The organism is Pseudomonas sp. 05L36 (assembly GCF_056398125.1).
This window is the reverse complement of the sequence record NZ_JBFTOU010000021.1, coordinates 127,707-142,864: the sequence shown is the minus strand read 5'-3', so window position 1 is coordinate 142,864 and position 15,158 is coordinate 127,707. Positions and strand designations below refer to the sequence as shown.

Below are 15,158 nucleotides of genomic sequence, written 5' to 3'. Positions count from 1 at the left end.
CTCAGAGACCTTTGCTCTCTGTTAAGGATTACCAGCATGCCCGAAGCGACAGGACTCATGGCCCACAACTGGGGCTTTGCCATTTTCCTTCTAGGCGTTGTCGGCCTCTGCGCCTTCATGCTCGGTGTTTCCAGCCTCCTTGGGTCAAAAGCCTGGGGCCGCAGCAAAAACGAACCGTTCGAGTCCGGCATGCTACCTACAGGTGGCGCCCGCTTGCGGCTCTCAGCCAAATTCTATCTGGTCGCGATGCTCTTCGTGATCTTCGATATCGAAGCCCTCTTTCTCTTTGCATGGTCTGTGTCCGTCCGCGAAAGCGGCTGGACCGGATTCGTCGAAGCTCTCGTTTTCATAGCAATTCTGTTGGCAGGCCTTGTCTACCTATTCCGAGTGGGCGCCCTTGACTGGGCTCCGGAAGCTCGGCGCAAGCGGCAAGCGAAGCTGAAACAATGAGGCTTTGGCAATGCAATACAATCTCACCAGGATCGACCCCGATGCTCCTAACGAGCAGTATCCGATTGGCCAGCGGGAAACCGTTTCCGATCCGTTAGAAGATCAAGTCCACAAAAACATTTTCATGGGCAAGCTCGAAGACGTGCTTAACGGCACGATCAACTGGGGGCGCAAGAACTCCCTGTGGCCGTATAACTTCGGTCTTTCGTGCTGCTACGTGGAAATGACCACCGCCTTCACGGCGCCCCACGACATCGCGCGCTTTGGCGCCGAGGTTATCCGGGCATCACCGCGCCAGGCGGATTTCATGGTTATCGCCGGTACCTGCTTCATCAAGATGGCGCCGATCATTCAGCGTCTCTACGAGCAAATGCTCGAACCTAAATGGGTCATCTCCATGGGTTCGTGCGCCAACTCCGGTGGCATGTACGACATCTACTCCGTCGTTCAAGGGGTGGACAAGTTCCTGCCCGTGGACGTCTACGTGCCTGGCTGCCCGCCCCGCCCTGAAGCTTTCCTGCAAGGCCTGATGCTGTTGCAGGAGTCGATTGGCCAGGAGCGTCGCCCACTTTCCTGGGTCGTTGGCGATCAAGGCGTGTATCGCGCCGAGATGCCTTCCGAAAAGGAAAAGCGCCGCGAACAGCGAATCGCAGTCACCAACCTGCGCAGCCCCGACGAAGTCTGATCCAGATCTGCTTCTTTCCATAGAACGAGAACCTGGCTTCATTCTTTACGTTGACCGAAAGCGATAAAATAACCATGACTACAGGCAGTGCTCTGTACATCCCGCCTTACAAGGCAGACGACCAGGATGTGGTCGTCGAACTGAACAACCGTTTTGGCCCGGAGGCGTTCACCGCCCAGCCAACCCGCACCGGCATGCCGGTGCTTTGGGTTGCCCGCGCCAAACTCGTCGAAGTCCTGACTTTCCTGCGTAACCTGCCCAAGCCGTACGTCATGCTCTATGACCTGCACGGCGTGGACGAGCGTCTGCGTACCAAGCGTCAAGGGCTGCCGAACGGCGTCGACTTCTCCGTGTTCTATCACTTGATGTCGATCGAACGTAATAGTGACGTAATGATCAAGGTCGCCTTGTCCGAGAGCGACCTCAGCCTGCCGACCGTCACCAGCATCTGGCCGAACGCCAACTGGTACGAGCGTGAAGTCTGGGACATGTTCGGCATCGACTTCAAAGGCCACCCTCACCTGTCGCGCATCATGATGCCGCCGACCTGGGAAGGTCACCCGCTGCGCAAGGACTTCCCGGCGCGTGCCACCGAGTTCGACCCGTTCACCCTGAACCTGGCCAAGCAGCAGCTCGAGGAAGAGTCCGCGCGCTTCAAGCCGGAAGACTGGGGCATGAAGCGTTCCGGCCCGAACGAGGACTACATGTTCCTCAACCTCGGCCCGAACCACCCGTCCGCGCACGGTGCGTTCCGCATCATCCTGCAGCTGGACGGTGAAGAGATCGTCGACTGCGTACCGGACGTCGGTTACCACCACCGTGGTGCCGAGAAGATGGCCGAGCGTCAGTCCTGGCACAGCTTCATCCCGTACACCGACCGTATCGACTACCTCGGCGGCGTGATGAACAACCTGCCGTACGTGCTCTCGGTCGAGAAGCTGGCCGGCATCAAGGTGCCGGAGAAGGTCGACGTCATCCGCATCATGATGGCCGAGTTCTTCCGGATCACCAGCCACCTGCTGTTCCTGGGTACCTACATCCAGGACGTCGGCGCCATGACCCCGGTGTTCTTCACTTTCACCGACCGTCAGCGCGCGTACACGGTGATCGAAGCCATTACCGGTTTCCGCCTGCACCCGGCCTGGTACCGCATCGGTGGCGTCGCCCACGACCTGCCGCGCGGCTGGGAAAAACTGGTCAAGGATTTCGTCGAGTGGATGCCCAAGCGTCTGGACGAATACCAGAAAGCCGCACTGGACAACAGCATCCTGCGTGGCCGGACCATCGGCGTCGCCGACTACAACACCAAAGAGGCCCTGGAATGGGGCGTCACCGGTGCCGGCCTGCGTTCGACCGGTTGCGATTTCGACCTGCGCAAAGCGCGTCCGTACTCGGGCTACGAGAACTTCGAATTCGAAGTGCCGCTGGCCGCCAATGGCGATGCCTATGACCGCTGCATCGTGCGTGTCGAGGAGATGCGCCAGAGCATCAGGATCATCGACCAGTGCCTGCGCAACATGCCGGAAGGCCCGTACAAGGCGGATCACCCGCTGACCACGCCGCCGCCGAAAGAGCGCACCCTGCAGCACATCGAAACCTTGATCACACACTTCCTGCAAGTTTCGTGGGGCCCGGTCATGCCGGCCAACGAATCCTTCCAGATGATCGAAGCGACCAAGGGCATCAACAGTTATTACCTGACGAGCGATGGCGGCACCATGAGCTACCGCACCCGGATTCGTACCCCAAGCTTCCCGCACCTGCAGCAGATCCCTTCGGTGATCAAAGGCAGCATGGTCGCGGACTTGATTGCGTACCTGGGTAGTATCGATTTCGTTATGGCCGACGTGGACCGCTAAGCATGAACAGCACGCTTATCCAGACAGACCGTTTCACCTTGAGTGAAACCGAGCGCTCGGCCATCGAGCACGAGTTGCATCACTATGAAGACCCGCGAGCGGCGTCGATCGAAGCCCTGAAGATCGTCCAGAAGGAACGTGGCTGGGTGCCGGACGGCGCCCTGTACGCCATCGGCGAGATCCTCGGCATCCCGGCCAGCGACGTTGAAGGTGTGGCGACGTTCTATAGCCAGATCTTCCGTCAGCCAGTGGGCCGTCACATCATTCGCGTCTGCGACAGCATGGTCTGCTACATCGGCGGCCACGAGTCCGTGGTCAGTGAAATCCAGAGCAAACTGGGCATCGGCCTGGGTCAGACCACCACCGATGGTCGTTTCACCCTGCTGCCGGTCTGCTGCCTCGGCAACTGCGACAAGGCGCCGGCGTTGATGATCGACGACGACACTTTCGGTGATGTGCAGCCAGCAGGCGTTGCCAAATTGCTCGAGGGCTACGTATGACCCTGACTTCCTTCGGTCCGGCCAACCTCATCAAGCGTTCGGCCGAGACTCACCCACTGACCTGGCGTCTGCGTGACGACGGCGAAGCCGTATGGCTCGACGAGTACCAGGCCAAGAACGGTTACGCCGCTGCGCGCAAGGCCTTCGCCGACATGGCTCAGGACGACATCGTCCAGACCGTGAAAGACTCCGGCCTCAAGGGCCGCGGCGGTGCAGGCTTCCCCACTGGCGTGAAGTGGGGCCTGATGCCAAAGGACGAATCCATCAACATCCGCTACCTGCTGTGCAACGCGGATGAAATGGAGCCGAACACCTGGAAAGACCGCATGCTGATGGAGCAACTGCCCCATCTGCTGATCGAAGGCATGCTGATCAGTGCCCGCGCGCTGAAAACCTACCGTGGCTACATCTTCCTGCGTGGCGAGTACACCACCGCCGCCAAGCACTTGAACCGTGCCGTGGAAGAAGCCAAGGCCGCAGGCCTCTTGGGCAAGAACATCCTGGGTTCGGGTTTTGATTTCGAGCTGTTCGTCCACACTGGCGCCGGGCGTTACATCTGCGGTGAAGAAACCGCACTGATCAACTCCCTCGAAGGCCGCCGCGCCAACCCGCGCTCCAAGCCGCCGTTCCCGGCCGCCGTTGGCGTGTGGGGCAAGCCGACTTGCGTGAACAACGTCGAGACCCTGTGCAACGTGCCGGCGATCATTGCCGACGGCGTGGACTGGTACAAATCGTTGGCCTGCGAAGGCAGTGAAGACATGGGCACCAAGCTCATGGGCTTCTCCGGCAAGGTCAAGAACCCGGGCCTGTGGGAACTGCCATTCGGCGTCACCGCTCGCGAGCTGTTCGAAGACTACGCCGGCGGCATGCGCGACGGTTACAAGCTCAAGTGCTGGCAGCCTGGCGGCGCCGGTACCGGTTTCCTGTTGCCGGAACACCTGGACGCACAAATGTACGCCGGCGGCATCGCCAAAGTGGGCACCCGTATGGGTACCGGCCTGGCCATGGCGGTGGACGACAGCGTCAACATGGTGTCCCTGCTGCGCAACATGGAACAGTTCTTCGCCCGCGAGTCCTGTGGCTTCTGCACCCCGTGCCGCGATGGCTTGCCATGGAGCGTCAAGCTCCTGATGGCCATCGAGAACGGTGAAGGGCAAGCCGGCGACATCGAGACCCTGCTGGGTCTGGTCGGCTTCCTCGGCCCAGGCAAGACCTTCTGTGCTCACGCACCGGGCGCCGTGGAGCCGTTGGGCAGCGCGATCAAATACTTCCGCCATGAGTTCGAAGCCGGTATCGCGCCAGTCAGCGCCGCCGTCCCGCCTCTGGCAAGGCCGATCCTGGTCGGCGCGTAAACGCTTAAAAAAGGCGAAGGGTCCGTGCCCTTCGCTTTTCGTGTGATGACGCCTTTAACGGCTGTGTTGATTCACGCGGATAACAAGATTCCATTAGCCACGCCCGCTGACACCGGGCCAACGAAGAACTTTGAACCATGGCCACTATCCACGTAGACGGCAAAGAGCTCGAAGTCGATGGGGCAGACAACCTGTTACAGGCATGTCTGTCGCTAGGCCTCGATATCCCTTATTTCTGCTGGCACCCTGCCCTTGGCAGCGTTGGCGCTTGCCGCCAGTGCGCGGTCAAGCAGTACACCGACGAGAACGACACCCGTGGTCGTATCGTGATGTCCTGCATGACCCCTGCCACCGACGGCACCTGGATCTCCATCGAAGATGAAGAGTCCAAGGCCTTCCGCGCCAGCGTTGTTGAATGGTTGATGACCAACCACCCTCACGACTGCCCGGTCTGTGAAGAAGGCGGTCACTGCCACCTGCAAGACATGACGGTAATGACCGGCCACAACGAGCGCCGTTACCGCTTCACCAAGCGTACCCACCAGAACCAGCAACTGGGCCCGTTCATTTCCCACGAGATGAACCGCTGCATCGCCTGCTACCGCTGCGTGCGCTTCTATAAAGACTACGCCGGCGGCACCGACCTCGGTGTATTCGGCGCCCACGACAACGTGTACTTCGGTCGCGTTGAAGACGGCACCCTGGAAAGCGAGTTCTCCGGCAACCTCACCGAGGTCTGCCCGACCGGTGTGTTCACCGACAAGACTCACTCCGAGCGCTACAACCGCAAGTGGGACATGCAGTTCTCGCCGAGCATCTGCCATGGCTGCTCCAGCGGTTGCAACATCTCCCCGGGCGAGCGTTACGGCGAACTGCGTCGCATCGAAAACCGCTTCAACGGTTCGGTAAACCAGTACTTCCTGTGCGACCGTGGTCGTTTCGGCTACGGCTACGTCAACCGCGAAGACCGTCCGCGTCAGCCGCTGCTGGCCAACGGCACCAAGCTGAGCCTCGACGAAGCGCTGGATAAAGCCGCCGACCTGCTGCGCGGTCGCAACATCGTCGGTATCGGTTCGCCCCGCGCCAGCCTCGAAAGCAACTACGCGTTGCGCGAACTGGTCGGCGCCGAACACTTCTACTCGGGTATCGAAGCCTCCGAACTGGAACGCATCCGCCTGGTCCTGCAAGTGCTGAAAGACAGCCCGCTGCCAGTGCCGAACATGCGCGACATCGAAGACCACGACGCCGTGTTCGTCCTCGGTGAAGACCTGACCCAGACTGCTGCGCGCATGGCCCTGTCCCTGCGCCAATCGGTCAAGGGCAAGGCCGAAGACATGGCCGACGCCATGCGCGTCCAGCCTTGGCTCGACGCCGCCGTGAAGAACATCGGCCAGCACGCGCTGAACCCGCTGTTCATCGCAAGCATCGCTGAAACCAAGCTCGACGACATCGCTGAAGAATGCGTACACGCGGCTCCAGACGACCTGGCCCGCATCGGTTTCGCCGTCGCTCACGCCCTCGACGCCAGCGCTCCAGCCGTTGAAGGCCTGGACAGCGAAGCACTCGAGCTGGCCAAGCGCATCGCCGACGCCCTGCTCGCTGCCAAGCGCCCACTGATCATCGCCGGTACCTCTCTGGGCTCCAAGGCGCTGATTGAGGCTGCTGCCAACATTGCCAAAGCCCTGAAGCTGCGCGAGAAGAACGGTTCCATCAGCCTGATCGTGCCAGAGGCCAACAGCCTCGGCCTGGCCATGCTCGGTGGCGAATCGGTTGATGCCGCGCTACAAGCGGTGATCGACGGTAAGGCCGACGCCATCGTCGTGCTGGAAAACGATCTGTACACCCGTACCGACAAAGCCCGTGTCGATGCTGCCCTGACCGCCGCCAAAGTGCTGATCGTCGCCGACCATCAGAAGACTGCCACCAGCGATCGCGCGCACCTGGTTCTGCCAGCCGCCAGCTTCGCTGAAGGCGACGGTACGCTGGTCAGCCAGGAAGGCCGCGCCCAGCGCTTCTTCCAGGTCTTCGATCCGAAGTACATGGACGCGAGCATCCTGGTTCACGAAGGCTGGCGCTGGCTGCATGCCCTGCGCGCGACCCTGCTGAACCAGCCAATCGACTGGACCCAACTCGACCACGTCACCGCCGCTGTCGCTTCCAGCACCTCGATCCTGAACCGCATTGTCGATGCCGCACCGTCCGCCGCGTTCCGCATCAAGGGCATGAAACTGGCCCGCGAACCGCTGCGCTACTCCGGTCGTACTGCCATGCGCGCCGACATCAACGTGCATGAACCGCGTACTCCGCAAGACAACGACACCGCGTTCAACTTCTCGATGGAAGGTTACTCGGGCTCGGTCGAACCGCGTCAGCAAGTGCCATTCGCCTGGTCTCCGGGCTGGAACTCGCCGCAAGCCTGGAACAAGTTCCAGGACGAAGTCGGTGGTCACATCCGCGCTGGCGACCCGGGCACCCGCCTGATCGAAAGCACTGGTGACTCGCTGAACTGGTTCGCCAGTGTTCCGCGCGCGTTCAACCCTGCTCCAGGTACCTGGCAGGTTGTGCCGTTCTTCCACCTGTTCGGCAGCGAAGAGAACTCTTCGAAAGCCGCTCCGGTTCAGGAACGCATTCCGGCTGCTTATGTTGCGCTGGCCAAGTCCGAAGCCGACCGTTTGGGCGTCAACGATGGCGCCATGCTGAGCCTGAACGTGGCTGGTCAGACCCTGCGTCTGCCACTGCGCATCAATGAAGAGCTGGGCGCAGGTCTGGTGGCATTGCCTGCGGGCATCGCCGGCATTCCGCCAGCGATCGCAGGCTTTTCCGTTGACGGTCTGCAGGAGGCAGCTCAATGACCTTGTTCACTCCTGAAGTGATCGACATCATCATCGCGGTCCTCAAGGCCGTGGTGATTCTGCTTGCCGTGGTGGTTTGCGGCGCCCTGCTGAGCTGGGTCGAGCGTCGTCTGCTCGCCCTCTGGCAGGACCGTTACGGTCCGAACCGTGTCGGTCCGTTCGGCGCATTCCAGATCGCGGCCGACATGATCAAGATGTTCTTCAAGGAAGACTGGACGCCGCCGTTCGCCGACAAAGTGATCTTCACTTTGGCGCCGGTCGTGGCCATGAGCGCCTTGCTGATTGCCTTCGCAATCATCCCGATCACCCCGACCTGGGGTGTCGCGGACATCAACATCGGCATCCTGTTCTTCTTCGCCATGGCGGGCCTGTCGGTCTACGCGGTGCTGTTCGCCGGCTGGTCGAGCAACAACAAGTTCGCCCTGTTGGGCAGCTTGCGTGCCTCGGCGCAGACCGTGTCGTACGAAGTGTTCATGGGCCTGTCGCTGATGGGCATCGTGATCCAGGTCGGCTCGTTCAACATGCGCGACATCGTTGAATATCAAGCGCAGAACCTGTGGTTCGTCATTCCGCAGATCTTCGGTTTCCTGACCTTCTTCATCGCTGGCGTGGCCGTGACTCACCGTCACCCGTTCGACCAGCCGGAAGCGGAGCAGGAACTGGCCGACGGTTACCACATTGAATACGCCGGCATGAAATGGGGCATGTTCTTCGTCGGCGAGTACATCGGCATCGTGTTGATTTCGGCGCTGCTGGTGACCTTGTTCTTCGGTGGCTGGCACGGTCCGTTCGGCATCATGCCGCAGATCCCGTTCATCTGGTTCGCGTTGAAAACCGCGTTCTTCATCATGTTCTTCATCCTGCTGCGCGCCTCGATTCCGCGCCCACGGTATGACCAAGTGATGGATTTCAGCTGGAAGTTCTGCCTGCCGCTGACCCTCGTCAACATGCTGGTGACCGCTGCGATCGTGTTGCTCAACACGCCCGCCGTCGCGGCTCAGTGAGGATAGAGAATCATGAAGTACATATTTGACATCGTGCATGGCTTCTTCACCCAGCTTCGCAGCCTGGTGATGATCTTCAGCCACGCCTTCCGCAAGCGCGACACACTGCAGTACCCGGAAGAACCGGTCTACCTGCCGCCGCGCTACCGTGGGCGTATCGTCCTGACCCGCGACCCTGATGGCGAAGAACGTTGTGTAGCCTGCAACCTGTGCGCCGTGGCCTGCCCGGTTGGTTGCATCTCGCTGCAGAAAGCTGAAACCGAAGACGGTCGCTGGTACCCGGACTTCTTCCGCATCAACTTCTCGCGCTGCATTTTCTGCGGCCTCTGCGAGGAAGCCTGCCCGACCACCGCGATCCAGCTGACGCCGGATTTCGAAATGGCCGAGTTCAAACGTCAGGACCTGGTTTACGAGAAAGAAGATCTGCTGATCTCCGGCCCCGGCAAAAACCCTGATTACAACTTCTATCGTGTTGCAGGTATGGCGATTGCCGGGAAGCCGAAAGGCTCCGCGCAGAATGAAGCCGAACCGATCAACGTGAAGAGCTTGCTGCCTTAAGGAAGAAAGATGGAATTCGCTTTCTATTTCGCATCGGGTATCGCTGTGGTGTCCACGCTTCGCGTGATCACCAACACCAACCCTGTGCACGCCCTGCTCTACCTGATCATTTCGCTGATCGCCGTGGCGATGACGTTCTTCGCCCTCGGCGCACCGTTTGCCGGTGTCCTGGAAGTGATCGCCTACGCTGGCGCCATCATGGTGCTGTTCGTGTTCGTGGTGATGATGCTGAACCTGGGCCCGGCCTCGGCTCAGCAAGAGCGCGCCTGGCTCAAGCCCGGCATCTGGGGCGGCCCGGTCCTCCTCGCTGCGCTGCTGCTGGTGGAACTGCTGTATGTGCTGTTCTCCCACCAGACCGGTGAAGCCATCGGCCACACCACCGTAGACGCCAAGGCCGTGGGCATCAGCCTGTTCGGTCCTTACCTGCTGGTGGTCGAACTCGCCTCGATGCTGCTGCTCGCCGCAGCCGTCACGGCGTTCCACTTGGGCCGCAACGAAGCCAAGGAGCAATGACGATGCCTGCTATCCCCATGGAGCATGGTCTGGCGGTCGCCGGCATCCTGTTCTGCCTCGGCCTGGTCGGCCTGATGGTCCGCCGCAACATCCTTTTCGTGCTGATGAGCCTGGAGGTCATGATGAATGCCTCCGCCCTGGCGTTCATCGTTGCCGGTAGCCGCTGGGCGCAGCCGGATGGACAGATCATGTTCATCCTGGTGATCAGCCTGGCAGCCGCCGAGGCCAGTATTGGCCTGGCGATCCTGCTGCAACTGTATCGCCGCTTCCACACGCTCGATATCGACGCTGCCAGTGAGATGCGCGGATGAACCTTCTCTATCTGACTTTCCTGTTCCCCCTGATCGGTTTTGTGCTGCTGGCGTTTTCTCGCGGCCGTCTCTCGGAAAACCTTTCGGCGCTGATCGGCGTCGGCTCCATTGGCCTGTCGGCGATCGTCGCGGCCTATGTGATCTGGCAGTTCAACGTCGCCCCGCCGGAAGGCGGTCACTACACCTTGGTGTTGTGGCAGTGGATGGCGGTGGAAGGCTTCACGCCGAACTTCGCCCTGCACCTGGATGGCCTGTCCGTAACCATGCTCGGTGTGGTGGTTGGCGTCGGCTTCCTGATCCACCTGTTCGCCTCCTGGTACATGCGCGGTGAAGACGGCTACTCGCGTTTCTTCGCCTACACCAACCTGTTTATCGCCAGCATGCTGTTCCTGGTCCTGGCCGATAACCTGCTGTTCGTGTACTTCGGTTGGGAAGGCGTGGGTCTGTGCTCGTACCTGTTGATCGGTTTCTACTACAGCAACCGCAACAACGGTAACGCCGCACTCAAGGCCTTCATCGTGACCCGTATCGGCGACGTGTTCATGGCCATCGGCCTGTTCATTCTGTTTGCCCAACTGGGCACCCTGAACATCCAGGAACTGCTGGTGCTGGCTCCGCAGAAATTCCAGTCCGGCGATTTCTGGATGGTCATGGCTACCCTGATGCTGCTGGGCGGCGCTGTCGGTAAATCCGCGCAACTGCCGCTGCAAACCTGGCTGGCGGATGCGATGGCCGGCCCGACTCCGGTTTCGGCACTGATCCACGCCGCAACCATGGTGACCGCCGGTGTCTACCTGATTGCCCGTACCCACGGCCTGTTCACCCTGGCGCCGGAAATCCTGCACCTGGTGGGCATCGTTGGCGGTGTGACCCTGGTTCTCGCAGGTTTCGCCGCACTGGTTCAGACCGACATCAAGCGTATCCTCGCCTACTCGACCATGAGCCAGATCGGCTACATGTTCCTGGCCCTGGGCGTTGGTGCCTGGGATGGCGCGATCTTCCACCTGATGACCCACGCCTTCTTCAAGGCCCTGCTGTTCCTTGCGTCCGGTGCGGTGATCGTTGCCTGCCACCACGAGCAGAACATCTTCAAGATGGGCGGCCTGTGGAAGAAACTGCCACTGGCCTACGCCAGTTTCATCGTCGGCGGCGCGGCCCTGGCGGCCCTGCCTCTGGTGACCGCAGGCTTCTACTCCAAGGACGAAATCCTCTGGGAAGCATTCGCCAGCGGCAACAACGGTCTGCTTTACGCGGGTCTGGTCGGCGCGTTCATGACTTCGCTGTACACCTTCCGCCTGATCTTCATCGCGTTCCACGGTGAAGCGAAGACCGAAGCCCACGCTGGTCACGGTATCGCTCACTGGCTGCCACTGTCGGTGCTGATCGTACTGTCGACCTTCGTCGGCGCGATGATCGTTCCGCCGCTGCACGGTGTGTTGCCGGAAAGCGTCGGCCATGCCGGCGGCGAAGCCAAGCACAGTCTGGAAATCGCTTCGGGCGCCATCGCCCTGTCCGGTATCCTGCTGGCCGCGCTGCTGTTCCTCGGCAAGCGTCGCTTCGTCACCGCCATCGCCAACAGCGGCATCGGCCGCATCCTCTCGGCCTGGTGGTTCGCTGCCTGGGGCTTCGACTGGATCTACGACAAACTGTTCGTCAAGCCGTACCTGGCGATCAGCCACATCCTGCGCAAAGACCCGCTCGACCAGACCATCGGTCTGATCCCGCGCATGGCCAAAGGCGGTCACACCGCCCTGAGCCGTACCGAGACCGGTCAACTGCGTTGGTACGCCGCCTCGATGGCTGCTGGTGCCGTGCTGGTCATTGGCGCCGTCGTGCTGGTAGCGGTCTGATATGAACCTTGCGAATTTGCGAAAGGAAACGAACCCGTCATGATTCTGCCTTGGCTAATCCTGATCCCCTTCATCGGCGGCCTGCTGTGCTGGATGGGTGAGCGCTTCGGCGCCACCCTCCCGCGCTGGATTGCGCTGATCACCATGTCCCTGCTGCTCTCCCTCGGCCTCTGGCTGTGGGCCAACGGTGACTATTCATTTGCTCCGGCACCGGGTGCCGATCCGACCTGGGCGCTTGAGTTCAAACACGTCTGGATCCAGCGCTTCGGCATCAATGTGCACCTGGCCCTCGACGGCCTGTCGCTGTTGATGATCATGCTGACCGGTCTGCTGGGTGTCCTCTCGGTACTCTGCTCGTGGAAAGAGATCCAGCGTCACGTTGGCTTCTTCCACCTGAACCTGATGTGGATCCTGGGCGGTGTCGTCGGCGTGTTCCTCGCCCTCGACCTGTTCATGTTCTTCTTCTTCTGGGAAATGATGCTGGTGCCGATGTACTTCCTCATCGCGCTCTGGGGTCACAGTTCTTCGGACGGCAAGAAAACCCGGATCTACGCGGCGACCAAGTTCTTCATCTTCACTCAGGCTTCCGGCCTGATCATGCTGGTGGCGATCCTGGGTCTGGTACTGGTCAACTTCAACGACACCGGCGTGATTACTTTCAACTACGCCGATCTGTTGAAAACCAGGATGTCGACGACTACCGAGTACATCCTGATGCTCGGCTTCTTCATCGCCTTCGCGGTCAAGCTGCCAGTGGTGCCGTTCCACTCCTGGCTGCCTGACGCTCACGCCCAGGCGCCGACCGCGGGTTCCGTGGACCTGGCCGGTATCTTGTTGAAGACTGCGGCGTATGGCCTGCTGCGTTTCGCCCTGCCGCTGTTCCCGAATGCCTCGGCCGAGTTCGCGCCGTTTGCGATGACCCTGGGTCTGATCGGGATTTTCTACGGTGCGTTCCTGGCGTTCGCGCAAACCGACATCAAGCGCCTGATTGCCTTCTCGTCCGTTTCCCACATGGGCTTCGTACTGATCGGCATCTACTCCGGCAGCCAACTGGCGCTGCAGGGTGCGGTGATGCAGATGCTGGCGCACGGTCTGTCGGCGGCGGCACTCTTTATCCTCTCCGGTCAGTTGTACGAGCGTACTCACACCCGCGACATGCGCGAGATGGGTGGCCTGTGGTCGAAGATCGCTTACCTGCCAGCCTTAAGCCTGTTCTTCGCAGCAGCTTCCCTGGGCTTGCCGGCGACCGGTAACTTTGTCGGTGAGTTCCTGATTCTGATCGGCACCTTCCCGATCGCTCCATGGGTCACCATCATCGCGACATCCGGCCTGGTGTTCGGTTCGGTCTACTCGCTGATCATGATCCACCGTGCCTACTTCGGCCCGTCGAAATCGGACGCGGTGTTACATGGCATGGACGGTCGCGAAATGATCATGGTGGTCGGTCTGGCCGCACTGCTGATTTACATCGGCGTGTACCCACAACCGTTCCTCGATACCTCTGCCGCTACGATGCATGGCGTGCAGCAATGGCTCGGCACCGCCTTCACTCAACTCGCTTCGGCCCGGTAAGAGCGCTATGGAATTCACGACTCAACACTTTATCGCGCTAGCGCCGTTGTTGATCACCAGCGCCACGATCATCGTGGTGATGCTGGCGATCGCCTGGCGCCGCAACCACTCCCAGACCTTCCTGCTGTCGGTGGCGGGTCTGAACCTGGCACTGCTGTCGATCCTGCCTGCCCTGAAAGTCGCGCCCCTGGCCGTGACCCCATTGCTGCAGATCGACAGCTTCGCCTGCCTGTACATGGCGCTGATCCTGGTCGCCACCCTCGCCTGTGTGACCCTCGCCCATGCCTACCTCGGCGATGGCGGCACGGGTTACCCGGGCAACCGTGAAGAACTGTACCTGCTGATCCTGATGGCCGCCGCCGGTGGCCTGGTGCTGGTCAGCGCGCAGCACCTGGCCGGGTTGTTCGTCGGTCTGGAACTGCTCTCGGTACCGGTCTACGGTCTGGTGGCCTATGCCTTCTTCAACAAGCGTTCGCTGGAAGCCGGCATCAAGTACATGGTGCTGTCGGCTGCCGGTTCCGCGTTCCTGTTGTTCGGTATGGCCCTGCTCTACGCTGACGCCGGTTCCCTGAGCTTCGTCGGCATCGGCCAGGCGCTGGCGGCTACTGGCCTGCCAAGCTCTCTGGCTCAATTGGGCCTGGGCATGATGCTGATCGGCCTGGCGTTCAAGCTGTCGCTGGTACCCTTCCACCTCTGGACTCCGGACGTCTACGAAGGTGCTCCGGCACCGGTTGCAGCGTTCCTCGCTACCGCTTCCAAGGTTGCCGTGTTCGCGGTGATGGTGCGTCTGTTCCAGATCTCGCCAGCGGCGAGCAGCGGCGTGCTGAGCAACGTACTGACCATCATCGCCATCGCGTCGATCCTGTTCGGTAACCTGCTGGCCCTGACCCAGAGCAACCTCAAGCGCCTGCTGGGTTACTCGTCCATCGCCCACTTCGGCTACCTGCTGATCGCCCTGGTGGCGAGCAAGGGTCTGGCCGTGGAAGCCATCGGTGTGTACCTGGTCACCTACGTGATCACCAGCCTCGGTGCTTTCGGTGTGATCACCCTGATGTCCTCGCCGTACAAAGGCCGTGACGCAGACGCCCTGTACGAATACCGCGGCCTGTTCTGGCGCCGTCCGTACCTGACCGCCGTACTGACCGTGATGATGCTGTCCCTGGCCGGTATCCCGCTGACCGCGGGCTTCATCGGCAAGTTCTACATCATCGCCACCGGTGTCGAATCGCACCAATGGTGGCTGGTCGGCTCCCTGGTACTGGGCAGCGCCATCGGCGTGTTCTACTACCTGCGTGTGATGGTCACCCTGTACCTGATCGAACCGAACCTGCGTCGCGTCGACGCACAGCTGCATTGGGAACAGAAGGCAGGCGGCGTGATGCTGCTGGCCATCGCCCTGGTCGCGTTCTTCCTCGGCGTCTACCCACAACCGCTGCTGAACCTGGTTCAGCAATCGGGCCTGGCGGGTTGATCGCTTAGGCGACACTTGGCAGTAAACAGAAACGGCACCTTCGGGTGCCGTTTTTTGTGGCGAGGGCGCTTGCTCCCGCTCGGCGGCGAAGCAGTCGCCAGAATTTGAGGTCTTCGCTCTTTACCAGGTGGACCGGAACTTGCGAAAGGGGCCTGCTGCGCAGTCCAGCGGGAGCAAGCTC

13 protein-coding genes are annotated in these 15,158 nt (G+C 61.0%); all 13 read left to right on the top strand.

What is annotated here, in order from left to right:
• The first annotated feature begins 36 nt into the window (after positions 1–36).
• The gene (locus AC1DKH_RS21260; protein ID WP_003223812.1) at positions 37–450 is read left to right on the top strand and encodes an NADH-quinone oxidoreductase subunit A; all 414 of its coding nucleotides are present in this window, start codon (positions 37–39) and stop codon (positions 448–450) included.
• Between the two features lie 10 nt (positions 451–460).
• Complete coding sequence (locus tag AC1DKH_RS21255; protein ID WP_046037844.1) at positions 461–1,135, top strand: NuoB/complex I 20 kDa subunit family protein; 675 nt, start codon at positions 461–463, stop codon at positions 1,133–1,135.
• A gap of 74 nt (positions 1,136–1,209) precedes the next feature.
• Complete coding sequence (nuoC, locus tag AC1DKH_RS21250) at positions 1,210–2,994, top strand: NADH-quinone oxidoreductase subunit C/D (RefSeq protein WP_007981273.1); 1,785 nt, start codon at positions 1,210–1,212, stop codon at positions 2,992–2,994.
• 2 nt (positions 2,995–2,996) lie between these two features.
• Entirely contained in the window at positions 2,997–3,494 is a 498-nt protein-coding gene (gene nuoE / locus AC1DKH_RS21245) for an NADH-quinone oxidoreductase subunit NuoE (protein ID WP_008053447.1), read from the top strand.
• Positions 3,491–4,846 carry an NADH-quinone oxidoreductase subunit NuoF gene (gene nuoF, locus AC1DKH_RS21240; RefSeq protein WP_477753952.1) on the top strand — a complete coding sequence of 452 codons (1,356 nt, stop codon included), beginning with the start codon at positions 3,491–3,493 and terminating at the stop codon, positions 4,844–4,846. Before nuoE ends, nuoF begins: the two co-directional genes overlap by 4 nt.
• Before the next feature lie 137 nt (positions 4,847–4,983).
• Positions 4,984–7,698 carry an NADH-quinone oxidoreductase subunit NuoG gene (gene nuoG, locus AC1DKH_RS21235; RefSeq protein WP_477799194.1) on the top strand — a complete coding sequence of 905 codons (2,715 nt, stop codon included), beginning with the start codon at positions 4,984–4,986 and terminating at the stop codon, positions 7,696–7,698.
• Positions 7,695–8,702, top strand: a complete 1,008-nt coding sequence (gene nuoH, locus AC1DKH_RS21230) for an NADH-quinone oxidoreductase subunit NuoH (protein WP_477799193.1) — start codon at positions 7,695–7,697, stop codon at positions 8,700–8,702. Before nuoG ends, nuoH begins: the two co-directional genes overlap by 4 nt.
• A gap of 12 nt (positions 8,703–8,714) precedes the next feature.
• Positions 8,715–9,260, top strand: a complete 546-nt coding sequence (gene nuoI, locus AC1DKH_RS21225) for an NADH-quinone oxidoreductase subunit NuoI (protein ID WP_477799192.1) — start codon at positions 8,715–8,717, stop codon at positions 9,258–9,260.
• A gap of 9 nt (positions 9,261–9,269) precedes the next feature.
• Positions 9,270–9,773 (top strand): NADH-quinone oxidoreductase subunit J, encoded by a 504-nt coding sequence (gene nuoJ / locus AC1DKH_RS21220; protein ID WP_046037836.1) that lies wholly within the window; start codon positions 9,270–9,272, stop codon positions 9,771–9,773.
• A gap of 2 nt (positions 9,774–9,775) precedes the next feature.
• Positions 9,776–10,084: an NADH-quinone oxidoreductase subunit NuoK gene (gene nuoK, locus AC1DKH_RS21215; RefSeq protein WP_007946416.1), complete on the top strand. Its 309-nt coding sequence runs from the start codon at positions 9,776–9,778 to the stop codon at positions 10,082–10,084.
• Positions 10,081–11,934 carry an NADH-quinone oxidoreductase subunit L gene (gene nuoL, locus AC1DKH_RS21210; protein WP_477799191.1) on the top strand — a complete coding sequence of 618 codons (1,854 nt, stop codon included), beginning with the start codon at positions 10,081–10,083 and terminating at the stop codon, positions 11,932–11,934. The genes nuoK and nuoL overlap by 4 nt, the downstream gene beginning before the upstream one ends.
• 39 nt (positions 11,935–11,973) lie before the next feature.
• Positions 11,974–13,506: an NADH-quinone oxidoreductase subunit M gene (gene nuoM / locus AC1DKH_RS21205; protein WP_477753956.1), complete on the top strand. Its 1,533-nt coding sequence runs from the start codon at positions 11,974–11,976 to the stop codon at positions 13,504–13,506.
• Between the two features lie 7 nt (positions 13,507–13,513).
• Positions 13,514–14,977: an NADH-quinone oxidoreductase subunit NuoN gene (gene nuoN / locus AC1DKH_RS21200; protein ID WP_477799190.1), complete on the top strand. Its 1,464-nt coding sequence runs from the start codon at positions 13,514–13,516 to the stop codon at positions 14,975–14,977.
• Positions 14,978–15,158 lie beyond the last annotated feature (181 nt).

What these genes read in the sequence shown, in the direction of transcription:
- AC1DKH_RS21260 (WP_003223812.1), top strand. Translation starts at nt 37, where the DNA reads ATGCCCGAAGCGACAGGACTCATGGCCCACAACTGGGGCTTTGCCATT.
- AC1DKH_RS21255 (WP_046037844.1), top strand. Translation starts at nt 461, where the DNA reads ATGCAATACAATCTCACCAGGATCGACCCCGATGCTCCTAACGAGCAG.
- nuoC (WP_007981273.1), top strand. Translation starts at nt 1,210, where the DNA reads ATGACTACAGGCAGTGCTCTGTACATCCCGCCTTACAAGGCAGACGAC.
- nuoE (WP_008053447.1), top strand. Translation starts at nt 2,997, where the DNA reads ATGAACAGCACGCTTATCCAGACAGACCGTTTCACCTTGAGTGAAACC.
- nuoF (WP_477753952.1), top strand. Translation starts at nt 3,491, where the DNA reads ATGACCCTGACTTCCTTCGGTCCGGCCAACCTCATCAAGCGTTCGGCC.
- nuoG (WP_477799194.1), top strand. Translation starts at nt 4,984, where the DNA reads ATGGCCACTATCCACGTAGACGGCAAAGAGCTCGAAGTCGATGGGGCA.
- nuoH (WP_477799193.1), top strand. Translation starts at nt 7,695, where the DNA reads ATGACCTTGTTCACTCCTGAAGTGATCGACATCATCATCGCGGTCCTC.
- nuoI (WP_477799192.1), top strand. Translation starts at nt 8,715, where the DNA reads ATGAAGTACATATTTGACATCGTGCATGGCTTCTTCACCCAGCTTCGC.
- nuoJ (WP_046037836.1), top strand. Translation starts at nt 9,270, where the DNA reads ATGGAATTCGCTTTCTATTTCGCATCGGGTATCGCTGTGGTGTCCACG.
- nuoK (WP_007946416.1), top strand. Translation starts at nt 9,776, where the DNA reads ATGCCTGCTATCCCCATGGAGCATGGTCTGGCGGTCGCCGGCATCCTG.
- nuoL (WP_477799191.1), top strand. Translation starts at nt 10,081, where the DNA reads ATGAACCTTCTCTATCTGACTTTCCTGTTCCCCCTGATCGGTTTTGTG.
- nuoM (WP_477753956.1), top strand. Translation starts at nt 11,974, where the DNA reads ATGATTCTGCCTTGGCTAATCCTGATCCCCTTCATCGGCGGCCTGCTG.
- nuoN (WP_477799190.1), top strand. Translation starts at nt 13,514, where the DNA reads ATGGAATTCACGACTCAACACTTTATCGCGCTAGCGCCGTTGTTGATC.